At 55.2% G+C, this 23,698-nt stretch carries 19 protein-coding genes and 1 tRNA gene; 9 read left to right on the top strand and 11 right to left on the bottom strand.

Features of this window, described 5'->3' with window-relative positions; translation table 11 throughout:
- Window positions 1–76: 76 nt before the first annotated feature.
- The 4 genes from FPK30_RS02220 to lysS form a co-directional block, all read right to left on the bottom strand.
- Window positions 77–817: a phosphoglyceromutase gene (locus FPK30_RS02220; RefSeq protein ID WP_024626731.1), complete on the bottom strand. Its 741-nt coding sequence runs from the start codon at window positions 815–817 to the stop codon at window positions 77–79.
- A 69-nt stretch (window positions 818–886) separates the two neighbouring features.
- Complete coding sequence (gene menA, locus FPK30_RS02215; RefSeq protein ID WP_144085089.1) at window positions 887–1,834, bottom strand: 1,4-dihydroxy-2-naphthoate octaprenyltransferase; 948 nt, start codon at window positions 1,832–1,834, stop codon at window positions 887–889.
- Window positions 1,835–1,900: 66 nt separating this feature from the next.
- On the bottom strand, window positions 1,901–2,881 hold the full coding sequence (menA, locus tag FPK30_RS02210; RefSeq protein ID WP_144085088.1) for a 1,4-dihydroxy-2-naphthoate octaprenyltransferase: 981 nt from the start codon (window positions 2,879–2,881) through the stop codon (window positions 1,901–1,903).
- Between the two features lie 34 nt (window positions 2,882–2,915).
- Window positions 2,916–4,544 (bottom strand): lysine--tRNA ligase, encoded by a 1,629-nt coding sequence (gene lysS / locus FPK30_RS02205; RefSeq protein ID WP_144085087.1) that lies wholly within the window; start codon window positions 4,542–4,544, stop codon window positions 2,916–2,918.
- Between the two features lie 128 nt (window positions 4,545–4,672).
- Here lysS and FPK30_RS02200 point away from each other — a divergent pair.
- From FPK30_RS02200 to FPK30_RS02175, 6 genes are all read left to right on the top strand, one after another.
- Window positions 4,673–4,746: transfer RNA gene (locus tag FPK30_RS02200), tRNA-Pro, on the top strand.
- Between the two features lie 301 nt (window positions 4,747–5,047).
- Window positions 5,048–6,250, top strand: coding sequence for an ATP-binding protein (locus FPK30_RS02195; protein WP_144085086.1), 1,203 nt, complete (start codon window positions 5,048–5,050; stop codon window positions 6,248–6,250).
- The gene (locus FPK30_RS02190; RefSeq protein WP_144085085.1) at window positions 6,243–6,824 is read left to right on the top strand and encodes a hypothetical protein; all 582 of its coding nucleotides are present in this window, start codon (window positions 6,243–6,245) and stop codon (window positions 6,822–6,824) included. Before FPK30_RS02195 ends, FPK30_RS02190 begins: the two co-directional genes overlap by 8 nt.
- Before the next feature lie 128 nt (window positions 6,825–6,952).
- Complete coding sequence (locus tag FPK30_RS02185) at window positions 6,953–8,992, top strand: DUF4037 domain-containing protein (protein WP_144085084.1); 2,040 nt, start codon at window positions 6,953–6,955, stop codon at window positions 8,990–8,992.
- 12 nt (window positions 8,993–9,004) lie between these two features.
- Window positions 9,005–9,697: a DUF4125 family protein gene (locus FPK30_RS02180; RefSeq protein WP_144085083.1), complete on the top strand. Its 693-nt coding sequence runs from the start codon at window positions 9,005–9,007 to the stop codon at window positions 9,695–9,697.
- Between the two features lie 9 nt (window positions 9,698–9,706).
- Window positions 9,707–11,263 (top strand): acyl-CoA thioester hydrolase/BAAT C-terminal domain-containing protein, encoded by a 1,557-nt coding sequence (locus FPK30_RS02175; RefSeq protein ID WP_260804367.1) that lies wholly within the window; start codon window positions 9,707–9,709, stop codon window positions 11,261–11,263.
- Here FPK30_RS02175 and FPK30_RS02170 read toward each other — a convergent pair.
- Together FPK30_RS02170 and FPK30_RS02165 are read right to left on the bottom strand one after the other, a co-directional pair.
- Entirely contained in the window at window positions 11,213–11,473 is a 261-nt protein-coding gene (locus FPK30_RS02170) for a hypothetical protein (protein ID WP_144085082.1), read from the bottom strand. The two genes, FPK30_RS02175 and FPK30_RS02170, sit on opposite strands and share 51 nt — an antisense overlap.
- A gap of 139 nt (window positions 11,474–11,612) precedes the next feature.
- Window positions 11,613–13,517 carry a PspC domain-containing protein gene (locus FPK30_RS02165; RefSeq protein ID WP_186279322.1) on the bottom strand — a complete coding sequence of 635 codons (1,905 nt, stop codon included), beginning with the start codon at window positions 13,515–13,517 and terminating at the stop codon, window positions 11,613–11,615.
- A gap of 176 nt (window positions 13,518–13,693) precedes the next feature.
- On the opposite strand from FPK30_RS02165, the gene FPK30_RS02160 reads away from it, so the two are divergent.
- Both FPK30_RS02160 and FPK30_RS02155 read left to right on the top strand, forming a co-directional pair.
- Window positions 13,694–14,932, top strand: a complete 1,239-nt coding sequence (locus tag FPK30_RS02160; protein WP_420809425.1) for a PspC domain-containing protein — start codon at window positions 13,694–13,696, stop codon at window positions 14,930–14,932.
- 112 nt (window positions 14,933–15,044) lie between these two features.
- Window positions 15,045–15,746 carry a LuxR C-terminal-related transcriptional regulator gene (locus FPK30_RS02155; RefSeq protein WP_144085080.1) on the top strand — a complete coding sequence of 234 codons (702 nt, stop codon included), beginning with the start codon at window positions 15,045–15,047 and terminating at the stop codon, window positions 15,744–15,746.
- A 205-nt stretch (window positions 15,747–15,951) separates the two neighbouring features.
- Here FPK30_RS02155 and yicI read toward each other — a convergent pair whose 3' ends face one another.
- On the bottom strand, window positions 15,952–18,018 hold the full coding sequence (gene yicI, locus FPK30_RS02150; protein ID WP_144085079.1) for an alpha-xylosidase: 2,067 nt from the start codon (window positions 18,016–18,018) through the stop codon (window positions 15,952–15,954).
- Window positions 18,019–18,095: 77 nt separating this feature from the next.
- Complete coding sequence (locus tag FPK30_RS02145) at window positions 18,096–19,358, bottom strand: ABC transporter substrate-binding protein (RefSeq protein WP_144085078.1); 1,263 nt, start codon at window positions 19,356–19,358, stop codon at window positions 18,096–18,098.
- 239 nt (window positions 19,359–19,597) lie between these two features.
- Between FPK30_RS02145 and FPK30_RS02140 the strand changes: the two genes are divergently transcribed.
- Window positions 19,598–20,653 (top strand): LacI family DNA-binding transcriptional regulator, encoded by a 1,056-nt coding sequence (locus FPK30_RS02140; protein WP_186279321.1) that lies wholly within the window; start codon window positions 19,598–19,600, stop codon window positions 20,651–20,653.
- Here the strand turns inward: FPK30_RS02140 and FPK30_RS02135 are convergent.
- The 3 genes from FPK30_RS02135 to FPK30_RS02125 form a co-directional block, all read right to left on the bottom strand.
- Window positions 20,643–21,485, bottom strand: coding sequence for a carbohydrate ABC transporter permease (locus FPK30_RS02135; protein ID WP_029676007.1), 843 nt, complete (start codon window positions 21,483–21,485; stop codon window positions 20,643–20,645). The two genes, FPK30_RS02140 and FPK30_RS02135, sit on opposite strands and share 11 nt — an antisense overlap.
- A 1-nt stretch (window position 21,486) precedes the next feature.
- Window positions 21,487–22,341: a carbohydrate ABC transporter permease gene (locus FPK30_RS02130; protein ID WP_024626747.1), complete on the bottom strand. Its 855-nt coding sequence runs from the start codon at window positions 22,339–22,341 to the stop codon at window positions 21,487–21,489.
- Window positions 22,342–22,964: 623 nt separating this feature from the next.
- Window positions 22,965–23,612, bottom strand: coding sequence for an HAD family hydrolase (locus tag FPK30_RS02125; RefSeq protein WP_144085076.1), 648 nt, complete (start codon window positions 23,610–23,612; stop codon window positions 22,965–22,967).
- Window positions 23,613–23,698 lie beyond the last annotated feature (86 nt).

Here is a 23,698-nt window from a genome sequence, read left to right as displayed (position 1 = left end):
GGAGACGACACCACCTCAATAACTTTGGACGCTCTGCATTCAAAGTCCGATTGAGATCATCGGATAGATTTGAATCTCACTTCTGGCCTTGGGCCGCCACAGCAGCAGCACCAGCAGCGGCTGCTTCCGGATCCAGATACTCGCCACGAGGCTTGATGGGCTTGAAGTTCTCATCCAACTCGTAGACCAGGGGGATGGCCGTGGGAATGTTGACCTTGGCAATCTCGTCCTCAGTCAGGTTGTCGAGCATCTTGACGATGGCCCTCAGGGAGTTGCCGTGGGCAGCAATCAGGACGGTCTTGCCGGTCTTGAGCTCAGGAACAATGTCGCTCTCCCAGTAGGGGGTGACGCGCTTGACCACGTTGGCCAGCGCCTCGGCGCGAGGCACTGGGGCTCCGGCATACCGGGGATCATGGGACTGCGAGTATTCGTCGTCAGGGTCGATTTCGGGTGGCGGGGTGGCATAGGAACGACGCCAGAGCATGAACTTCTCATCACCGTACTTCTCGCGGATCTCGGTCTTGTTCTTGCCCTGCAGTGCTCCGTAGTGACGCTCGTTCAGCCTCCAGTCGCGCTTGACAGGGATCCAAAGGCGGTCAGCCTCGTCCAAGGCGATGTTGGCGGTGTTGATGGCGCGGCGCAGCAGTGAGGTAAAGACGATGTCCGGCAGGACACCCTTATCCTTGAGCAGCTTGCCGCCTTTGCGGGCCTCCTGCTCGCCCTGCTCGGTCAGCGGGACGTCCACCCAGCCGGTGAACTGATTGGTGTTGTTCCATGCGCTCTGGCCGTGCCTGAGCAATACTAGTTTGTAGGTCATAGTGAAAATTCTAAGACCTAAGAGGGACTGTTTGGCGGATCTACAGCCCCCCCCCCGTAGAGCGGTCACTTAAAGCAGGCAGACACCCAGCCAGCAGAACCCTGTCAGCAGATCGGTATAGCCCGACAGCGCAAAGGCCCTACTGAAGCGGTTCCGACAGCTGGCCGCTGTGGTGGCAATGGCCAGAGCCAGGACAGGCAGCAGGCAGAGCAGACGGGGCCAGACGTTCGCAAGAGAGCCGTCAGACAGAGACCATGACTCAACCACGCCCAGGATTACAGCCAGGGCATAGCAGGACCCCATCAGAATCAGCGTGCCTCTGGCTCCGATGAAGGAAGACAGCGTGTACTTGCCGGCCAGAGGATCCGCATCAATGTCTCGATAGTTGTTGATCTCCAGAACAGGAATACAGATAAGACCGCCAACCAGGGCGCCGATGAACCCGTGACGGTCGATGCTGCCAGTCTCCAGGTACTGGGTGGCCAGCACGCCCACCAGGCCAAAGAAGATCATGATGCTCAGCTCGCCCATGGCCCTATAACCGTAAGGGTGCTTGCCTCCCGTGTAGAACCAGGCTCCCAGCAGACAGAAAATGCCGACCAGGATCATCCACCAGTGGCTAGTCACCCAGCAGAGGGTCAGTCCGGACAGGCAAGCCATAAGGATGTTGAGGTAGGCGGACAGCAGAACCTTGCGAGGCTCCACACCACCGGCCACCCCTCTTCTGGGCAGATCAGGCACCGAGCCGTCAGCGCCAGCTCCCGAAAGGCTGCTCCGGCCTTCGTCAGTGCCCCTGATGCCATCAAAGTAGTCATTGGCCAGATTGCAGGTGCTGTGGATGAACACAGCCGTCAGACAGCACAAGAGAGCGATCAGCCAGAAGCGCGCATCCGGCCTCAACCCTTGGCTGAACAGCTGCCGGAGGGCCACCGCCGTGCCGATCAGCACCGGCGTGGGCGAGCAAAGCAAGGCCGAGGGTCGCAGTGCGTCCTTGTATTCCTGAATTGTGATGAACATGATTGCCTGATTATCCACCAAATCGCTTGAAAGTCGGACTGCTCTCTTATGAGCGTATCAAGATTTTCACAGCTGCAGGAGCAGGCCCGCCGACCAGCACAGGGCGGAGACCAGAGTACCCTTGCCTGCCATACCGAAAGCCTTGGGCACCTGGCCGCGGGCAAAGGCTCGACAGATCAGCAGAAAGACAACAGCCACAGGCAGGAGGACCAGCACAAGGGGGAAGCCGGGCAGGCCACGCCGCATGACAGCCGGAACGAACTGAATCAGGCCCAGGACCAGGCTCAGGATGTAGACCAGGTAGATGGAGATAGCCGCAGCACGCGCCCCCACCAGAACAGCGTATGTGTGCTTGCCGGCTTGACGGTCATCATCCAGGTCCCGGTAATTGTTGAGCATGAGCAGGCCCACGGCATTGAGCCCGCAGACGCAGGCACCCAGGATGCCGGCGGCATCGACCCTATTAATGAGGAAGTACTCGGTGCCCAGGGTGGCCACCAGACCAAAGAAGATGAATACGCTGACCTCGCCCAGCCCGTGGTAGCCGTATGGATGCGGGCCGCCTACGTAACACCAGCCGGCTATCAGGCAGCAGACCCCGACCAGGATCATCCACCAATGACCGGTCAGAGCCATGACAATCAGGCCCATCAGGCAGGTGAAGGCCGCCGAGATCATGGTGGCGTACAGCACCTTCTTGGGCGGCACGCCGGCGGCCACCAGACGCCTCGGTCTGCCAGAGGCGGCCTCCTCGCCTCCACGGCCGGAGTCAGTGCCGCGAACACCATCGGCGTAGTCGTTGGCGAAGTTGGCTGCAATCTGCATAGACAGGGCGAGCAGGACCAGCAGGACCACGATTAGAGCCAGCCTTCCCGGTGTGGCTGCCTTCAGGGCAGGGTCGACAGGCGTGGGCGAACAGGAACTGGTGCACTGTTCCAAGAGCCGTGACCGCTCCAGGAGTGCTGCCGAAGCGCCCACGCAGACAGGCGCCACCGAGGCAGGCAGCGTCCTGGGACGCATGCCATCCATCCACAGCCTGATATTCATGACCGTCCCTCCCCCGTTATCATCTCATATCGTCTCAGACCAGCGGCTTGACCAAGGGGAAGGTGATGGTCTCGCGGATGGATGCGCCGGTGAGGGCGATCAGCAGCCGATCGATGCCCATGCCCATGCCACCAGCCGGCGGCATGCCTACGCCCAGGGCCTCCAGGAAGTCCTCGTCAATATCCATGGCCTCGACATCGCCGCGGCTGGCCATCTTGGCCTGCTCGACGAACCGCTGCCGCTGGACCACCGGATCATTGAGCTCGGAGTAGCCCGTGGCCAGCTCGAACCCGCGAACGTAGAGGTCCCACTTCTCAACCACTCCCGGCTTGGTGCGGTGGGCCTTGACCAGGGGCGAGGTCTCGACCGGGAAATCACGCACAAAGGTCGGCTCGTAGAGCTTGTCCTGCCAGAAATGCTCCCAGAGGTGTTCGACCAGCTTGCCATGGTTCTCGGCAGGCTCCTCCTCCAGGCCCAGTTTGTCAGCAATGGTCCGCAGATGGTCCACGCTGGTCTGCGGGGTGATCTTTTCGCCCAGGGACTCGGAAAGGGAATCGTACATGCTGATTTGGCGCCAATCGCCGCCGAAGTCGTACTGGCTGCCATCCTGCAGGGTCACCTTCAGTGATCCCGACGTGGCCATGGCCGCCTTCTGGATCAGCTCCTTGGTCAGTTCCCCGATGGTGTCGTAGGTGCCGTAAGCCTGATAGGCCTCCAGCATGGTGAACTCCGGTGCATGCGTGGCATCCACGCCCTCATTGCGGAAGTCGCGGTTGATCTCGAAGACGCGCTCAATGCCGCCGACCAGACAGCGCTTGAGGAAGAGCTCGGGAGCGATGCGCAGATAGAGATCGATGTCGAAGGCGTTCATATGTGTGGTGAATGGTCGGGCCGCGGCACCGCCATGCACGGTCTGGAGCATGGGGGTCTCAACCTCCATGAAGTCGTGATCCTCGAAGGTACGCCTCAGGGAGGAGACGGCCTTGGAACGGCGGCGGACCATGGCCCGCACATCCTCGTCGGCGATCATGGCCAAGTAAGGCTTGCGGGTGCGCTGTTCCTCGGTCAATTCCTTGTGAAGGGCAGGCAGGGGCTGTAAAGCTTTGGCTGCGATGTTCCACTCGGTTGCGAAGACAGAGAGTTCGCCGGTCTTGGAAGCGACCACGCGGCCGCGCAGGTAGAGGTGGTCGCCCAAGTCGACCAGCTGCTTGAAGCGCTTCAAAGAATCAGCGCCGATCTCACGCTTGGAGATCATGCCCTGGATGCGGGTGCCGTCGCCAGCCGCCAGCTGGACGAAGCAGAGTCCGCCACCGTTGCGCAGGAAGAGGACCCTTCCGGCAATGCCAACCACATCCTCGGTCTCCTGGCCTGGCTCAAGGCGGTCTTGATACTTGCGACGCACAACCTCGATACGGTCGGTCACATCCAAATGGACCGGGTAGGGCTCAATACCCTCCTTGAGCATGAGCGCCCTCTTGGCCACGCGCATGCGCACCTGTTCGGGATGGCCTTCAGCGCTCTCCGCTAGGTTGCCGGGATCAATGGCGTCATCCAACTGGGCGCCCTGATCAATCTTCTCCGTGATGGCCATATCCTGGTCAAGCAGTGCCTGAGCACGCTCGACCGTCGTCAGACGAGGGGTTTCTTCCGATGAGTCATTCATAAATCGCTATTTTACGCATGAGCCAGTACTTGGCCCCGGGTGCCGCCTGAAGGCAAGCGGTTGAATGGTCGCGCCGCGCAGACAATAGCGTTTGGCCGACGGTACGTGTACTATATAGTACGTTGTCACGGGGTATAGCGCAGCTTGGTAGCGCGCTTCGTTCGGGACGAAGAGGCCGGGGGTTCAAATCCCCCTACCCCGACAAGCATTCCGGTCCTTATGGGCCGGAATTTCTGTATTCGTAACTTTCAGAGATCAGTATGTGCAAGAACAATAACCTTGCCATGCTCTTTCTCTTCTTAAAAGCAAAAGTTAAAAGGCAAAAGCGATTCTCGTTTTTTTCTCGCATTTTTATCAGTTTGGGATCACAGCCCCAACGATCCTGAAATCTTCCGCTTTACCAATATCCGCTGCATCAATAATTGAGATTCCTCGGAACGGAGCGACAGATCATCAGCATTCAGATGTAGTATATAAACAAATATTCTGTTCAAAGGAGCATAATGCGGATCTTAGCCTTTGACCTTAAAGGACTTCGCTTATACGACAAGGGCGCACTACGCATGATCCTGTTCGCCGAAGATAGGATTACCGATGGCAGCTTCACCCATCGCCTTCAGAGCACCACCTCACCGCTTGGCATCGTCACAGCCATTGGCATCTCCGGTATCAATGCCTCCGGCAAAACCACTGATCTACGCCTGCTTTCTCTAATCATCAACATTGCCAGAGGCGCTTCATTGGGAACTCAACGCTCCACCATCGATCCGCTGATGGACATTCTTGAGCCCACGATTACAGCACGCATTATCTTCGAAGAAAACGGCGAGGCTTGGCTGCTCAATGCCACACTCCGTCGCGCCGACAAGGACGAGGCCACCGCCGACTCCCCCTTAGTTTTCGAAAAGGAACGGCTTTGCCAGTATGCAGGCAGAAGTCTGAGCAAGATTCGTTTGAAAAGAACCATAGATGGCGACGAAGAATCCTGGTGGACTGTAGCGACTCGAGGAATGAATAAGTCGGGCGACGAAAAGGAGCTGGCCGAGGATGTCAAGAGATTTTTGCCCCCCGATCGCTCTCTAACGACGGGGATTCTGCGCACCAAGGAGACCGTGGTCACCCTCTGTCTGCAAAATCCGCTGCAAATGTCCATTCCTGTCACTCCCCCATCGCAAGTGGTACGTCTATTCGATCCGACCATCGAACACTTGGAAGTAAGCGATCACCAGTTCCATATCAAGTTCCGCAATGAAAAGGTTGAGCGCGACTGTGATCCCTCGCAAGCTATGGCCATGATATCGGCGGGAACATTCCGCGGAACCTCCTTGGCACAACATGCTATCGAAACACTTGCGCAAGGAGGCTACTTACTATTCGACGAAATCGAAAACAGCATAAACAAGCAGTTGGTCTTCGCTATCATCGACTTGTTCTCCTCTCCTGCTACTAACCCGCATGGGGCGGTACTCGTTTTTTCTACGCACTATCCAGAACTGCTGGACCATTTCACCAGAAAGGACAACATTTGGTTCGCTGTCAGGCATGAGAACGCTGGATTCCAACTGATCCGGTATAACAAGCTGGTCACCCGCGGTGAACTGAAGAAGAGCGTCCAGTTCATGTCGGGTGCCCTGCAAGGAACCGCGCCCTCAGCCGCTTCCATCAGCGCCTTGCGGAGCTACGTCAAGGAAACGGTTCATGGATAGTCAAGCGATTTATAATGAACCTACCTTGGTTATCTGCGAAGGGTCTGCCGAAAGCGTCATCTTTGAACTCCTACTGACAGCAGGAAAACTGATCATCCCTAAAGATTCCCTTATTGAAGATCCGCAGACTGGTCGGTTTTATACCCGCTGCCGTAAAGATAGGGAAATCGAGGAACGGTTCCTTTCCGTGACCTATGGTTCTTCGTGCGTGAATATCGTCCGTATTATTGACTCGCCAAATGAACGCTTTCACTTGTCGCCTTTGTACCAGTCTAAAGCCCGTGTACTTACACTGACTACTCGTCCTGAGATCGAGATCCTGGCCATCATCAAAGAGGGGGCCTATAGGGACTGGACGCACGTCAATAACATGAAACCCAGCGAATTCTGCAAGGAGAAACTGGGGCTGCACAAGATCAAGCAGTATGCTTTCTTGCACCAATATTGGAATGACGCGGATGAGCTCTGTCGTGTCATCGAGTTGTATCGAAGAAACCATCACTTCCAAAATCATGAGCGCTGTTTGGCCGAGCTCCTCGTTACCCATTCAGGCAACTGCACCGGGCAGGTGTGACCTAGGCGACATAGCCGACTGAAGTCCATCAAAGACCATCAGTCTAGACTGATAGATAGAAGCGACCAGGGCGCTAGGGCTCCATGAGGAACCCGCACCTACAGATACCCTGACAGCAAGGGAGCCAAATGAGCCAGGACCAGACACCTATCCCAGACAGCAAGCGGGAAGAGCCTCAACAGTCCTACCTGCAACCGGACGGCAGCTTCGACACCCAAGCCTTCCTGGACGGACTGGATGCCATCTTCAGTGCGGGCAAGGCTCGCGACGAAGCTGAACCCTACCTGCAGCAGGCGCTGGTGGATGCGGAGAATGCGGGCAATGATGCCGGACTGCTGACCGTGCTGAACGAAATCATGGGCTTCTACCGGTCCCAGGGCCGCCACCAGGAGAACATGTGGATGATCCAGCGCGCCATCGAACTGGCCACACGCATGCGTATTGAGGGGTCCGAGGCCTGGACGACCACCCTGATTAATGCAGCCACAGGTCTGCGGGCAGCCAAGAAGTACGACCAGGCCGAAGACCTCTACCGGCAGGCGCTTGCCTCCGCAGCCAAGACCCTTGGGTCCAAGGATCGGCGCCTGGCGGCCCTGCACAACAACCTGTCCATGCTCTACAGCGAAACCGACCGACCCGACCAGGCCGAGCAGGAGCTGCGCCAAGCCATGGGCATCCTGGAGAATTCCAGCACTGACCCTTCCCAGGATCAGGATCTGGCCACCACCCACACCAATCTGGCCCTTCTGCTCATGCAGCGCAGCGACAGTCCGCAGGCTCTGCAAGAGGCCTGGGACCAGGCTCGCACAGCTCTGGATATTTATCGAACCGGCCACCTGGAAAACAGCGCACACTATGCCTCAGCCTTGGCCGGCTTTGCTCAAGTCTGTTATATGACCGGTCGCTTCAGTCAATCGGCAGACACCTATCGCAAGGCCTTGGCCATCATTGAGGATCGATACGGTAAGGGCAGCGACTACTACCAGATCACCAAGGCCAATCTGGGCCAGGCCCAGGCCGCTGCTGATAAAAACGGGGACAAGGACCAATCCGACCAGGCTAAGCAGGCAGCACCCAGCCAGCCAAAGACCGGTTCAAACCGGCATCCGGCCAGGAATCAGAACAATGACAACAATCAGCATGATTCCCGCACGGATATTCAAGGACTGGACCTGGCCAAGACTTACTGGGAGCAGGTGGGCCGTCCCATGCTGGAGGAACGCTACCCCCAATATCGCGGCCGGATCGCCGTAGGCCTGATGGGCCATGGATCGGACTGCTACGGCTTTGACGACGCCATCTCCCGGGATCATGATTTCGGCCCCGGCTTCTGCCTGTGGCTGACCAGCGAGGATTACCAGACCATCGGCGACCAGCTGCAGAAGGACTATGAGGCCCTGCCCACCGAATTCATGGGGTTCGGCTCACGAACCGACAGCGTCAGAGCTAAGGGGGCTAACCGACGTGTAGGCGTCTTTGAGATCGGCGCCTTCTTCGAATCCCTGACCGGCTACCGGCAGGCGCCCCCGGAAGATCACCCCCACGAGTGGCTGCTCCTGGACGAGGCCACACTGGCGGCGGCCACCAACGGCAGGATTTTCGCCGATCCTCTGGGACAGATGCTGGCCACCCGGCAAGGGTTCAAGGCCATGCCCGACGATGTGCGCTTCTGCCTGATCTCCCGTCGGCTGGGCATGATCGCCCAGGCGGGCCAATACAATCTGCCGCGGAGTCTGCAGCGGGGCGACGAGGCTGCAGCCATGCTGTCAATCAACGAGTTCATCAAAGCCTGCGCCTCCCTGATCTTCCTGATCAACAATCCGCTGACCGTCGGTTACCTGCCCTATTACAAGTGGACCTTCGCGGCCCTGCGGCGGCTGAGCGGACGAGTGGCCACCAGGCTGGCCGACCTGACCGAGCAGCTGGAGGACATCCTGCGCCTGGCATCGGCTGCCTGTTACGGGGGGCAAGGCTTTGGCGAAGGCGGCAAGGGGGCCCGGCCGGCCGCCGAACGCGTCACCGAGCTTGTGGAGTCCATCTGCGCAAGAATCGTGGAAGAGTTGCAGGCGGAGGGCCTGACCAACAGCCCCGAAACCTTCCTGGAATGGCAGCGCCCCTATGTCGAAGCGCACATTTCCAGTGACGACACGGTTCTGCACAGCATCTGAAAGGAGCCAAGGATGGCAAACGACGAGCAATGCCAGAATGAGGAATCCCTGCGCGAGCGGATCGTCCGCCACGAATGGGAACAGTTCCAACAGGTCAACAATGAGGGCGGTCCGGCCAACTGTCAGGGCAACTGGCCCATGTTCCACCAGATGCGCCTGAGCCAGTTCCTGACCTGGCCGCATCCCCTGCTGACCAGCTATGCGGACGACCTGGATCAGGCCGACAAACAAGGGCGCAACCTGTTGACCGAGAAGTATGGGCGGATGATGGAGTCCACAGCCCCAGACCAGTACCACAGCAGCATCGCCCCCTACCTGCCCCGGCTGGGCCTGGACCGACAGGGGCAGCAGGAACGCATCATCGACAGGCAGGTGGCCTGGGCCAAGGACTTTCGCGAGCGCTACCCCCGTCTAGGTCAGGAGATGCGAGTCCTGCGCACCAGTGAAGACACTCCGGAAGCCACCTCTTTCGAGACCTATCTGCGTGGCGAACTAGGCACCTATTCGGCCCGGACCCTGGATCTTTACCAGTCCATGGTGGACCAGATCGAGGCCCGTGGCGGCAACCTGACCGAGGAAACCATCCTGGCCACAGTGCAAATGAACGGCTTCGAGACCCTGGACGAAGCCGAACAGGCCCAGGACCGACCTCCTGAACCACAATCAGGAGCTTCAATCTCTTCAACTTGTCGAACGGTCAGGTAAAGTTGACGGGTGCAAAAGCTGAAACGGGCGGGCTTCACTGCCGCCTCCTTCGTGGTCATCCTGCTGGTCATGCTCCTTTTGGGCCAAGCCATGACACCCGACTGGCAGGTGGAACCCTATCGAGACCACATCAAGGTTCCGACCCGGTCCACAGCTATCGCCTCGCGCCTTGGAGCTACCACCCCTGAAGGTACTTATAAGGTCAAAGAACGGAAAATCAGCATTGCTCTGGATGGCGGAGTCCGCATCCAGGCCATCGTCAGACAGCCGCGCGATCGAGAGGGCACGGGGCCAGCCTGCTTGTTCATCCACGGCGCCGGAACCGGCAAATCCTCAGAAGTGTATGGCGATCTGGCCTCAGCCATGGCCTCGGCCGGCATCACCACCCTGGTGCCTGACAAGCGTTTGGATAACTACACCACCTTCCACCGCGACTATCATTCCTTAGCCGCCGACTACCAGCGATCGCTTGACCAACTACGCTCCTGGCCGGGTGTGGATCCAACCAAGGTAGGCCTGTACGCCGAGTCCGAGGGCACCTGGATATCGTCCATCATGACCGCCAAGGACTCCAGTATCGCCTTTTCCATCCTGACTTCGCCCCCCGTCTACCCGGGACGGCGGCAGATGGCCATGGCGGCTACCAACTACTTGGATCTGATTGGCGCGCCCAAGGGAATCCGCACTGTGATACCCCGGTTCATTAGCATGGACCTGTCCCTGCTGGGCCTGGAGTACGCCGACTTCCCCTCCCTGCCTTATCTGGACCAGCTGCGGATGCCCGTCATGATCAACTTCGGCACCATGGATATCTCCATGCCAATCGAGCAGGGTGCACGCGAAATCATCCGCAGAACTCATGCAAGCGGCAATGACAATGTGACCCTGCGCTACTACCCCACCAACCATCAGATTCGCACCGGCAGTCGGCTGGCCAAGGCCGGGTTGCCCTTGGAACCCCGGTATACTCATAATCTGGAAGACTGGATCAACGCTGTAGCCTTGGGCACCCAGGCCGATCAATGGTCCACTCCCATGATCGCCGGCAGCCAGCCCCACCAGCTCAATCAAGTACCTGATCGTACTGATTCCGGATTGATTTCCTCGCTGACCGCCCTGCTGACCTTGATGGCCAGTGGCCCCGTTCTGCTGGTTGCTGCCCTCATAACTGCCCTGATAGGAGCCTTGAACTCACATCTGCGGGCTCGAGGCAATGTCAGACAACGGTCCGGCTTCAGCAAAGGTCTGGCCGGACGGCTTTGGGCACTGGGACTGTTGGCCGCAGGACTGATAACGGCCCTGCTGGCCTATGCCTTCACTGTGGTCCGCCAAGCCTTCGGCCTGGTCCATCTGTCCTCGATGATGACATTCTCCTGGTTCCTACTATCAGGTCTCTGCCTGATGTTCATCCTGCTCTTGGCGAGCACCCTGACCTCCATCTTCAGCCGGCCTGACGGCAAACCAGCTGTAGTTGGCGCTGGCCACTGGCTGACCCTGACCCTAACCCTGTTGGGGTCACTGGCCATCCTTGGCAGCCTGATCTTCTGGAATATCTTGGTCTTTTGAGTCATGACGAACGCGCTTTGTTGATGCCAGCCAAGTTGATATAGCAGCGACAATCAGCACCAAGCCCAGGCCAGCAAAAATCAATGGAATAATCCGCTGCCAGGGTATGACTAGGGTCAGATCCGTACCGTAACGCAGAAAGACCAATCCTAAAGCCAACATGGTCAGAGCCAAAAGTCCAACCAGGACGCCAAAAATGATGGTAGGCATGCTGGGGCCGCTAGGACGGACCGGCTCCGGCGGCTGCATCCGAACCTGGTATATCGGGGGTGCCTGTGATTCAACCGGCATGACCTTGGTGGTGCGCTCCTGACGATCGAGCGGATGGCCTCCTTCTGGTTGCTGCATATCAGTCATCTTCCTGATCCTCCCCAAACTGCCATGGATTGTAGCTATAATCCCAATATTCATTGATCGATCCGCTGTAGAGCTGCGCCCGCTTCGGCTGGGTAGCGCTCCCCTGGGCTTGCACGGTGACCCGCGCACCGGCCATGAGATTGGCATCGACGATCAATTCGGGATCGTCGGGCATATGCCACTGATCCTCCTTGGACGCTCGCAGGGCTTCCTCCCAATTGCGTCGTTCAGCTGATGGCGACGTATTGCCCCACCACATCCGGTTTCCCTGTTCCGTCTCAGTTATCCAGTCAGCCGCGCCTGATCCCAAGACCCTGTAGAGGTCGGTGTGTTCCCTATAGGACAGACTGCATCCCTTAGGAATGAGCAGGCGAACGTCAGCATAGGCCACAGCCAGGCGGACGGTGCCCGTCGGACAGCCTGAGACTGTACTCTCCGCATCATCCATAATCTGAACACGATGGGTGCCGTGTTTCTGCTCATAACCAGTCAGGTCAATGACGGCACTTCCCTGATCCTGCGGGTCTCCGACCAGTGCGATTCCGCGGCGGTAACGCCTCATGTCTGCACTGTCCGCCCCCAACAAGCGCCCATGGTTGTTGCCGTTAACTTGAACTGTGGCGTATTCGGCTAGGATCCTGCGGTTCTGGGTTTGCTCAATGCCTGGTATGGCCGAACCAGAAGCCAGCATCAGGACAACCAAGCAGGCCATCAGGGCAATGGGGGTCAGTCCTCCAGACCTGCGGCCCATCAAGCCCAGGATCAGTATGACCACGCCAAGTATCAGCGTAACGCCTCCAGCCCAGATCAGAGCGAAAGTCAAGGCCACATTCAATCCGCGATAGGGGTTCGTGGCCATCCACCAGACCCCTGCGCCGGAAACCAGGATCAGTCCTGACAGAAGACTGACCAGCGCAGGTCCGGCGGGACGACGCCGTATCCGGGGCGGAACCGACGGAGTCTTACGGGCTATTCCCGGCCCTGTCGAGAATGACCCGGCTGTGCCATAGTCCGGCCAGTCACTGAATCCATATGACTGATTCATGTTCCCAACAGGTTCTGCAGGTCCTTCTGCCCCCGTCCAACCTCCGGGAGCTGCACCAGCGACAGGATTCTCACAGCCTTGCGTATTATCAGAATCGCTGGCAGCGTTTGCCGAATCCGCTGTCTCAAAAATATGTCCGGAAGCAGTCGCATCCCCTTGTTGTTCCCGAGTTCCATACGAATCGGAATCCCCTGGCTGGTTCCTGTATCCTTCTGTGCTTGCATTGCCGTCTGTCTGCGTATTGCTTCGCGTCCCTGTGTAATCCTGGTACCCCTCATACCCCGAAAAGCTTGGGTAGTTAGGCTGATTCGGATACCATTGCGAGCCTGCACCACTCGGCCGTTCCGAATACTGCGGTCCCATCACCCAAGGATCGCCCGAAACCGGTCTGCCAGCATCCGGCCCAGTCCAGTACCCTCTTTGGTACTCCAGGGCCTTGTTGCGGCTCCACCGGATGAACAGATACAGGACCAGGGCACCGAAGGCCAGTGAAAAGATTCCGACTCCAGGAATCAGGATGGCCAGCAGCCAGTAAATGATAATGCCCACCATGGAAGCATGCCAAATCCCGTGGATCAGCTCCTGGGCGATAATGACCCCACGCCGGTCCGGCAGGACGAACCAGGCAAAGCCGTAGAAGGCGGCACCGGCACCGAAGAAAAAGACCGCCAGAATCATCAAGGCTCTGACCAGGGTCACGCTCCAACCCAGGCGACGGGCCAAGGCTACGCAAACACCGCCTACCCATCCCTGGTCACGGATCAGATAGGACTCCCTGCAGGCGCGGAAGAACCTGTCGAACTTCCACTGCCAGCCGTTGTCGGGGCCATTGCCGTTCATGTCGCTACTCATATCTTCATTAGAACACCCCGCGAGCGCAAATCTCATGGGGGAACACCCTGATTCGACCCTGATTTCTTCCCCTTATTGCCCTATCGGTACGATCCGAAACCGATAATGGAGGCATGAACGCAGCCATGCAGGAAGAACAAACGTTGAGGGAACCACCTCCTCTGCACCCTGCGCGCATGCCCCTGATGAGGCCACACAAGGGCAGGATCCTGTGCGGAGTCTGCAAGGGCGTCAGCCTACACCTGGGCATTCCCGTCTTCTGGATCCGCCTGGTCATGGTGCTTATGGCCCCCAAATTGATCACCTGTGTAATCTACTGCTTTCTGTGGTTGACGCTCCCCCAGGGCGATCCCACCCAGGCAGTCCAACCGAATGACCCGAAGTCAGCCCCGCTGGCACCCAGCATCCTTACTGAACAGCCAGATCAGAAGGAGGATCACGGCATCAGTCCCGGGCGGATAACCAGACTGCTGGCAGGCCTGGGCATCATTCTTCTGCTGACTGCGGTCTTTCTGCTCAACAGCGGTATGCGCCCCGCCTTTGTCGTCCCCTGCCTGCTTTTCTGCGCAGGACTGGTTCTGGCCTGGCTGAGGCCGGAAAACCAAGGAACCGGCTACCACCTGCCGACCCTGATAGGCAGCCTGGCCCTGATCCTGTCTGCTGCGGTGATCTTTCTGCTCTCCACCCAGGAACTGCATTGGGCCCTGACCCTGATAGTCTTGGCCGGCCTGCTTCTTGTGGGCGTGACCGCAGTGGTCGTGCCCTGGGTAGGCTCAATCCTCAGCCAGCTGGGCGATGAACGAGCCATGAAGGAACGCGAGGAAGAGCGGGCCGATATGGCGGCCCATCTGCACGATGGCGTCCTGCAGACCCTGGCCCTGATCCAGCTGCATGCCGACGACCCGCATACCGTCTTCACCCTGGCTCGCTCCCAGGAGCGCGATCTGCGCAACTGGCTCTACCAGGAACGCACTCCCTCAGACCGGTCCGTCAGCACAGGGCTGAGCCAGATAGCCGCACAGGTGGAGGACGATTCCGGCAAGCCGATCGAGGTGGTCACCGTGGGCGACGCCATGCCCTGCGCCCAGACCGATGCATTGCTCAACGCGGCCCGACAGGCCCTGGTCAATGCCGTAACCCACGGTGGGGAACCCATCTCCGTCTATTGCGAGGCCCGCAGGAATCAGGTTGAGGTCTACGTACGCGACCACGGATCAGGCTTCGATATGGATGCGATTCCAGCCGACCGTCTGGGAATCCGAGAGTCCATCATCGGCCGGATTCGGCGGCGTGGCGGCAGGGTCGAGATCGTCTCGCGCCCGGGTTGGGGCACCGAGGTCAGGATGCACATGCCGCTGTCCGAGGCCAGCCAACACCAGGAGGGCAAGGTTGGTCAGACTGAAAAGGGGGACTGAGGCCCAGCAATGATAGGATGCATGGTGAACCATTCATTCACAGACGCATGCCGGTCCGATCCCACCCACACTTGAGGACCCCGCGTCGGGAAAGGCGGGCTGAACCACGCCCATGACCACGACTGCAGCAGAGCCCCATCAAGCCGAGGGAGGGCCCGCAAGCATCCGTGTGGCCGTCGTCGACGACCATGAGATGTTCCGTACCGGCGTCATAACCACCCTGCAGCCGCATTTTCACGTCGTGGGCCAAGCGGCAGACGTGGAATCCTCCATCCTCATGGTCAGGCAGACCCGGCCCGATGTGGTTCTGCTGGATGTGCACGTTCCCGGTGGTCAGGGCGGCGGGGGCGCCGAAATCCTGAGCCGCTCTCATCCCCTCTCCCCCAAGTCGGTCTTTCTGGCCCTTTCCGTATCCGACTCGCCCAGGGACGTGGGCTCGGTCATCCGCGCTGGAGCCCGTGGTTACGTGACCAAGACCATCTCCGCCAAGGACCTGGTCTCCTCAATCCGCCAGGTTCACGAGGGGTACGCAGTCTTCTCCCCCAAGCTGGCAGGATTCGTGCTCTCCGCCTTCCAGGAGGACGAGGCAGCAGATGCCGGTCTGGCGGAAGACGACGAACTGGATCGGCTCTCCGCACGCGAGCAGGAGGTCATGCGCCTGATCGCCCGCGGCTACACCTACCGCGAGGTAGCCTCTGAGTTGTTCATCTCCATCAAGACGGTTGAGACCCACGTCTCCAACGTCCTGCGCAAGCTCCAGCTATCCAACCGAACCGAACTGACCCGCTGGGCCGCTGACCGCCGCATCGTCTGAACAGCCAGATATCAGTCTGGGCCTGTCTAAATTCAGCAAGGTGAAGTCCCGTTTATCACCCTGTTCGCAGGAACGCACGGGTTCCGAATAAACAGAACCCGCGCGTCTTGAATAGTCGTTATCCTGTAGTCTCCCGTATCCACTGACCACATAACAGCCTTTTGCCATATAAATGTGACAAAAGAACTGAGAAACCAGTGAAAACTCAGCTTGCAGAACCTCTGGACACATGCAGTGGATCAGCACCCGGACGGACTAGGAGCGGCAAAGTATGATAATCATATTTCTGCTCATACCAACGGCCGGGCTTGTATTCCTCGCCTGTAAGGAGGTTCTTCCAGACATCTCCCGTATGGTTTCCTTCCTCATCTGGAACATAGAATCTTGCGAATCCATCATCCGCAAATATCGGAGCCACCAGCAGATCATCACCAAGCATGTACTGAGTATCTATATCTTCGCAAGTTGGATCATTGGGGAATTCCAGGATCATTGCTCGCATGACAGGCACTCCAGTTTCATGAGCTTCTTGCGACATGCGTGAGAGGTAAGGCGCCAGACGCTTCTTGAGCTTGGCGAATTCACTGGTCACCTGTACAGCTTCATCGCCATATCTCCAAGGAACTTTCAACTCATTGGATCCGTGATACCTGGAATGCGACGAGAGGAGCCCGAACTGTGTCCACCGCTTATACAAATCGGGTGTGGGCCTAACAGGACGGTCCTCAAAACCTGCAATATCATGACTCCAATATCCAAATCCTGCCATGCCCAGGGACAAGCCCGCACGGAGCGAATCAGCCATAGCCTCATAGGTGGCGGTAGGATCCCCACCCCAGTGAACTGGATACTTTTGACTGCCGACAGTGGCTGAACGAGCGAAAACGACGGCGTTCTCCTCTCCATGAACCGCTGCAGTAACTTCATACACTGCTTTGTTGTACAGAAGAGTGTAATAGTTGTGCATCAGTGCCGGATCAGCGTGATTGAAATATTCCACATGCTCAGTAGGTATGCGTTCGCCAAAGTCGGTCTTAAAACAATCGACCCCCTGTTCCAGAAGATGCCGTAACTTGGATTGATACCACTTCGTCGCCGCTGGATTAGTGAAATCGACGATTGCCATACCTGGCTGCCACATGTCCCACTGCCAGATGGTCCCATCGGTATTCTTGATGAAGTAACCGTTCCTTGCACCCTCTTTGAATATAGGGGATTTTTGCGCGATATAAGGGTTGATCCATACGCAAGCTTTTATACCTCTCTGGTGTAGCTCGGAAAGCAGCTTCTCTGGTTGGGGGAATTTCTTCTCGTCCCACTGGAAACTGCACCATTCCAGTTCCTTCATCCAATGACTATCTATATGCACAACACTAAGAGGGACATCATGTGCTGCCATATCGTCGACCATTTCCAGAATCGATTCCTGATCGAAATAAGGACTCATCGATGTGGAAAGCCATAATCCAAGACTCCAATCGGGCACCTTGGGCGGTTTGCCTGTTAAGTCAGTATAGTTATCGATCACACCCTTAAGATTGTTCCCGGATATCACCGAATAGGTCATTTCCTGTTCAGGAACGGCAAATTCAACACGAGACACATTCTGAGTACCTATTTCAAAACTGACCAGACCTGTGGTATCAACAAAAAGACCATATCCCTTATTGCTCAGATAGAAAGGAATGTTTTTATAAGCCTGCTCGCTTTGCGAACCTCCGTCAAGATTCCAGCAATCAACACTTTGGCCATTTCTGACAAAGTGGGTAAAGCGTTCTCCAAGACCGTATATCTTCTCTCCTACGGCAAGATCAAGCTGATCCACAATGAACGTCTGCCCCGACGGATCGATCACCACCGCCTTGCTATTGAGACTTGCCCTGGTGACCAGCTTTCCTTCACGAATATATTGAAAATCGAGACTGTCTCCCTTAGCTACAACAAGAGTCAGCTTACCTGATGTGAACCGCCAATCATCTGCAGTTTCTTCAATCGTCACTGCCGTATTCGATGGATTCAGTTCAAAACTTGGTTGATGGCTACGATCTCTCTTATAGTTAATCAGTCTTGTAGTTATCACATCTGCATGGGGACTGGTGACCTCAATGGTCAAAACCCCCTTGTTCAGGGTATCGCCCAAGGAATGGATCGGTTGATTAAGCGGGCAATATAGAGTCAGCTTATCCGATTCGATATCTGCGCTGTACACGCTGGAAACATAATTGACCTCATATCCTTGTTTGACAAGCCAGGCACCGTTAAGAAATTTCATCAGTTTATCTTTCTAGAAGTTGATATGCCAAGGGCGGCCCCAAAAGCAGCAGGAGCCGTCCATTGACTGTCGTTTTCTTACTTGCGGATACCGTTCTTCTGATAGTCCGCGTCAAGACCATTGAGGTAGGCGTCAACGTCCCCATTCGTCAGGAAAATCTGGCTCAGGCCTTTCATATCGCTCGCGCCAGTGAACATGACATCCGGGAATATACAGGTTTTGCCCTTGTCGATGTAATCGGCTTTCATTGCCGTAAGCACATCGGTCCCCGCAGGCACATCCGAACGAACTGAAAGCAGATTCTGATCCGTCGTGTATTCCTCTTGGGCTTTCTTAGACAGAAGGAATGTAACAAACTTTTGAGCCGCATCTTGATGTTTGGAAGCTGTTGAAACTCCGATGAGAGCATCAGTGCCGGAAATTAACTTGGTTTCATTGGGTTTATCGCTGGTGGGGAGAACAAAGAAACCAAGGTTGATATTGGGATTGGCCTCCTTAATAGCAGGTATGGCCCATATGCCCGTTATGTACATTGCAGACTTGCCATTGGCAAACTGCGAATTCCCGTCGTTGTAATCGGTACCATTCGGGTCACCTTGAGCGAATTCCCTCAGCTTCAGCATTCGTTCGGCAGCCGTTCTCCACCCTTTGTTCTTAGAAAAAGTCTCCTTGCCTGATTGCAGATTATCCCAAAAATGGTCACCTTGCATTGGAGCAGCAACCGCCATCGCTGTCTTATTGGCTGGATCGGAATCCTTCCACGTGAATATGAAAGGCTGTTCGTTTTGTTGCTTAAGCTTCTGCGCCAGGTTGATGAATTCATCCCAAGTCGTAGGAGGCTTCAGATCATATTTCTTGAAAATATCTACGTTATAGAGCACGCCTTCGCCAATAATGGACCAAGGCACAGCATAATCCTTGTCGGTTTGCCCAATTTTACGCAGGTAATCGTAATATCCTTTATTAGCAACAGCCTTGTATGCCTCAGTACCTTTTTGCTCAGTAAGTATGTTTGCCTTGACTAGATCGTTGTAGTATGTACCATCTGCAGTTATTACATCAGGCACATCATTTTTAGCCATGCGAGATTTCAATACCGTTAGCGGATCAGATGCATTCTGCTGCTCAACTTTGATATTAGGGTTTTTTGATTCGAATTCTTTGATTAGCTTATTAGTAATTTTTACAGACTCAGGCTTCTTCTGGAAAAACTGAATCTGAACCTTGCCATTAGCGGAATTCTCTCCCTTTGCATCATCCCCGCATGCGGCAGCTGTCGTCACCAGCATCGTTGCGGCAGCGGCAAATGCCAATATTTTACCTATCCTAGAGTTCTTCATCTGATCTCCTCCTTTGGAGTAATGAAAAAGTCCAACAACTCCTTAAATTGTTTAACCTTTAAGGCAAAACACGATACTATTCGCGTCTCCTTTATCTTTGTTCATCAATTTGATTTGAGTACAACCGGTTGCATATATCCAATCCTCCTTCTACTTTTCCTAAAGATTAAAAACTATAATTGTTGAGGCTTACACTGTATATGTACAATTAATTGACCATACATTTTCCGGGGAAACCATTGAAACGACAACAGCCCGCGACGATACAAAACGTCGCTGAACGCGCAGGGGTTTCCATATCAACCGTCTCCAGATCATTCTCTCGGCCTGATCTCGTTGCCGCCAATACACGGAAACGAGTACTTCAAGTTGCCAAAGATCTGGACTTTTCCGTTGCTCGCTCCTCGGGCGCCTTGCGGTCGGGCAGATCCTACCGAATTGCCGTATTGCTACCCGGCAGCCCAGCCACCTGGTTTCTTTCGCAAATCATTGCTGGTTTGGATTCGGTATTGCATAGAAACGGATACGATCTTTCTTTTTACCGGATACGCAATGCAGCAGATCAGGAACAGTTCTTCAGCGACCTCCCTACAAGGAAAAATGCAGATGCTGTTGTCGTACCCTCCTTCAATATCAGCCAAGTGGGCATAGACCGCCTGAGCAATCTCGGAGTTCCCATTGCTGGAATCAACATGCAAAATAAGGCCGGCCTCACTTTGGACTCCTTCATTAAAGACCGCGCAACCATGAGGGAAATCGTCGATCATTTGATTTTTCTCGGCCACAGAGACATTGCATATATAGGGTTTTCTCCTTCTAACTCCCTTCGCTTCAGCGCTATGGAAAGGCTCCAAGGATTCAGAGAAGCCTGCCGAAATGCTATTGCCCCCGTGCATACCAGTATCATGACTTTGGACGAACATGACGTGGTTGACGATGTTCTTGAGCCTGAACGTGTTATTACACAGATACTTCAGCTTCCTCACCTGCCTACTGCGATATGCTGCCAACAAGACGGAATCGCAATACCACTAGCCTGCCGATTATGTCAGAAAGGCCTATCGATACCGGATACCGTCTCCATTACTGGATTTGACGATTCAACCTATGCTGAACCTTTCAACTTGACTACTGCTCATCAGGACCCCGAGGACATGGCCAACGGTATAGGAGAGAAGCTCCTTAGGTTGCTGAATGGCAGAACAGTTGATACTCCCTTCGAAGAATTCCCATCGCCTCTGGTAATACGAACTTCGACCGCTCGTCCTCGTCAAAGCGAGCCTCTCATTCCTTAACGGAGCCAGCTGCAACACCTCCTATAATTTGCTTCTGCGCAAACAGATACACAATTAGCATGGGAATCATCGCCAAGGTGTAGGAGGAAAAAGACAGATTGTAATCAGTATTAAAGGTGCTCTGGAACATATACTGAGTAAGGGGAATGGTGAATTGATTCTGCTTCGAGATCATGACTAATGGCATCATGAAATCATTCCAGACCCAGAGCGTTTGCAGAATGGCGACAGTGGCATTGGCCGGTCCCATGAGCGGAAAAATAATACGCCAAAAGGTCTGCCAGGTATTAGCACCATCAAGCATGGCTGCTTCATCAAGACTGGTCGGTATGGTTTCAAGATAGCCAACATAGAACATGGTATTGAACGGCAAGTTGTATATAACGTACAGCGGAATTAACCCATATAAGTTATCCAATCCAAGCAGGCTCATCTCCTTGACAAGTGGAAGCATGAGTATTGAAAATGGAATGAACATGGCCGAGACGATGTAGTAATAGACAAACTTATAACCCTTGCGATTCATATTCCTCGCAATGGCATAGGCAACCATCGAGTTGGTCAACACAGCCAAAATTACTGAGATCGCAGTCAATAGAAGACTATTGCACAACGCCCTCCAAAAACCCGTTTCAGCAATCGCTCTGGAGAAATTGTCCCAATGCCAGCTTGTTGGAAGAGCCCACAAGCTGTTGGCGCTCTGCTGCCTATCCTTCACGGCTGTCGTCAAGGTTATATACATAGGAATCAGAACAGTGAGCGAGCAAAAAAGCAGAAAAACCGTGAGAAGCCAGTTGCTTCGTCTCCTGATGGTATTGCTTTTGATATCCATATCAGTTCTCCCTTGACCTGAACAAGCGCATCTGTACAAGTGAGATGAAAAGAATCAAAACAAAGTACATGACAGCGTTCGCAGACTGGTAGGCAAACTGACCACCCTGAAACCCGTTTCGATAAATCAGGAATGATATTGATTGAGTCGCTGTACCCGGCCCGCCGTTTGTCAGAGCCACCACCAAATCGAAAACCTGCAATTGGTTCTTGAGCTGAAGAACCATATTCACTGCCACGAAAGGCATGACCAGAGGCAGGGTTATTCTCCAAAACACCTGCCGCCTATTGGCACCATCCACCTTGGCAGCTTCATATATGTCTGATGAGATAGATTCGATCCCAGTCATATAGATGACCGTTGTAACCGCACAAGCCTGCCAGACTGCAACGATGACTATAGCAACCCATGCCCATTGCGGATTTCCAAGCAAACTTCGCGAAAGAAAATCGTTATGAAGCCCTTTGCCTATGGAGGTAATCGCCTGCGAAAAAATAAAGTTAAAAACGTACCCGATAACAATGGTTGCCAAGACCGCGGGCAAGAAGAAAACACCTCGCAGAAACCCTTTGAGCCTAATGTTTTGCGTTAAAGCCGCTGCCAAGAGGAGGCTGATCATGTTGGTCAATATGGCAGCAAGAAAAGCAAATCCCAGGGTAAAAATGTAACTATGCAGAATGCTGGAGTCTTTGACAAGGTTCTGATAATTCGATAAGCCAATGAACTTCCATCCCCCGTAGCCCCTGTAGTCCGTCAGACTGTAAAACATACCCATCAAAGCCGGAACGGTCATAAAACAGAACAACAGAACAACTCCGGGGAAGACCATTAGAATTGGCCCTTTCCGTCGTCTCATGCACAACTCCTTTGCTTGCACTTAGTCAGTCGCACAATGCATGCACGACATTCGCATAGGCTTAGCCACTTTTCGGTGCCATGACCTTCAATCATCAAGCCGTAATCACGGCAGAAACACCTTTCAGAGTCAAGGGGACTGAACCGGCATCCTCCTTTGGAATCCGCCTTGCTATAGCAACTCCGTAAAAGCCATAACGCCAGAGAACGCAACAACACTCCCTCGTGGTTGTCTGCATCTCATGACGCCTTAAGAATACAGCAACCGGTTGCAATAATCAATTTAACGGTTAGTCGCATCAGAAATCGCAACATTCCATTCTCTTATCAATAACTGTCGGAACTGACGCTGATGCTCTTTGCACCACTGAAGAATGCACAATTATGACAATCTGATCAACTTAAGACATAAAGCATAAATAAATCATTTGAAGGTTAGGACGGAATCAATAAGCGCCGCATAATACAAACTAGAAGTCGAAAGAGCTGCGGAGTGGGGAATAGTTAAAATATCACCTACCAGAGGTAGCCACCGTAGTAACCAACTGGACCAGGATCAATGTCGCATGTCCAATTACCACCGCTTCGCTTTACATCTGCCACACAGAGCATACGCTGCCGCCTTCATCGATGAAAAAGTTGACGCAGACTGCTGATGTCGTCAACGACAACCCCCTTCATGCCAAGTCTGTCAGCAATTGCCACATGTTCAGGGTCACGATCGACAAAGATTGTGTGCCCGGGGGTGATGGCGAAACGGCGCAGGGCAAGACGATAGAAGAGAGGATCGGAAAGATCCAGATGCTCCTCGGATGAGATCAGGATGTCCTTCAATGCAGAGAGCGGCGAAAGGACCTTGGATGCCGACTCAGTCAGCTGACGGGTCGTTGCCGCCAGGCCCCAAAGGGTCAGGCCAGCTCGCTGCAGATCCTCCAGCAGATCAGATGCTCCGGGAAGCAGGCCCTTCACTGCCAGGGCGCAGTTTTCCAAGCAGACGCGAACCACCCAGGCGACGGCGGGCCCATGAGTGGTTTCATAGTCGGCCAAAGCTCGTTGCGGATCCACGCCCAGATTGATCTGTCTGCTGACACAGGCAAAGCCCCAAGGGTCATTCGGATCCAGCACCATATCGACTACACCGTCAGGATACTGCCCAACCAGGGCTCGGCGCGGGTCCCAATCCACCAGGGTTCCGGGCAACGCGAAGAGGATACTGCCGCCTGGGGCTACGGTATCGGGGCGGTCGTCGCTGTATGAATCCTCGCCTGACATGTCGTGCGATACGCCTTGACCAGATCCCTGCCGTAACTCCTGATGCTGCCTTGCCATGCCCCCAGACTAGGCATTTGAGCCTACAA

This window comes from Bifidobacterium apousia (assembly GCF_007559275.1).
Classification (GTDB): Bacteria; Actinomycetota; Actinomycetes; order Actinomycetales; family Bifidobacteriaceae; genus Bombiscardovia; species Bombiscardovia apousia.
This window is presented reverse-complemented; position numbering and strand designations above follow the sequence as displayed.

Excerpts from the sequence above, each read along its gene's own strand:
- lysS (WP_144085087.1), bottom strand. The coding sequence starts at position 4,544 with ATGAATGACTCATCGGAAGAAACCCCTCGTCTGACGACGGTCGAGCGT.
- FPK30_RS02190 (WP_144085085.1), top strand. The coding sequence starts at position 6,243 with ATGGATAGTCAAGCGATTTATAATGAACCTACCTTGGTTATCTGCGAA.
- FPK30_RS02195 (WP_144085086.1), top strand. The coding sequence starts at position 5,048 with ATGCGGATCTTAGCCTTTGACCTTAAAGGACTTCGCTTATACGACAAG.
- FPK30_RS02170 (WP_144085082.1), bottom strand. The coding sequence starts at position 11,473 with ATGCCTACCATCATTTTTGGCGTCCTGGTTGGACTTTTGGCTCTGACC.
- menA (WP_144085088.1), bottom strand. The coding sequence starts at position 2,881 with ATGAATATCAGGCTGTGGATGGATGGCATGCGTCCCAGGACGCTGCCT.
- FPK30_RS02125 (WP_144085076.1), bottom strand. The coding sequence starts at position 23,612 with ATGTCAGGCGAGGATTCATACAGCGACGACCGCCCCGATACCGTAGCC.
- FPK30_RS02160 (WP_420809425.1), top strand. The coding sequence starts at position 13,694 with ATGCCCCTGATGAGGCCACACAAGGGCAGGATCCTGTGCGGAGTCTGC.
- FPK30_RS02130 (WP_024626747.1), bottom strand. The coding sequence starts at position 22,341 with ATGAGACGACGGAAAGGGCCAATTCTAATGGTCTTCCCCGGAGTTGTT.
- FPK30_RS02135 (WP_029676007.1), bottom strand. The coding sequence starts at position 21,485 with ATGGATATCAAAAGCAATACCATCAGGAGACGAAGCAACTGGCTTCTC.
- FPK30_RS02180 (WP_144085083.1), top strand. The coding sequence starts at position 9,005 with ATGGCAAACGACGAGCAATGCCAGAATGAGGAATCCCTGCGCGAGCGG.
- FPK30_RS02220 (WP_024626731.1), bottom strand. The coding sequence starts at position 817 with ATGACCTACAAACTAGTATTGCTCAGGCACGGCCAGAGCGCATGGAAC.
- FPK30_RS02165 (WP_186279322.1), bottom strand. The coding sequence starts at position 13,517 with ATGAGTAGCGACATGAACGGCAATGGCCCCGACAACGGCTGGCAGTGG.
- FPK30_RS02155 (WP_144085080.1), top strand. The coding sequence starts at position 15,045 with ATGACCACGACTGCAGCAGAGCCCCATCAAGCCGAGGGAGGGCCCGCA.
- yicI (WP_144085079.1), bottom strand. The coding sequence starts at position 18,018 with ATGAAATTTCTTAACGGTGCCTGGCTTGTCAAACAAGGATATGAGGTC.
- FPK30_RS02185 (WP_144085084.1), top strand. The coding sequence starts at position 6,953 with ATGAGCCAGGACCAGACACCTATCCCAGACAGCAAGCGGGAAGAGCCT.
- FPK30_RS02145 (WP_144085078.1), bottom strand. The coding sequence starts at position 19,358 with ATGAAGAACTCTAGGATAGGTAAAATATTGGCATTTGCCGCTGCCGCA.
- menA (WP_144085089.1), bottom strand. The coding sequence starts at position 1,834 with ATGTTCATCACAATTCAGGAATACAAGGACGCACTGCGACCCTCGGCC.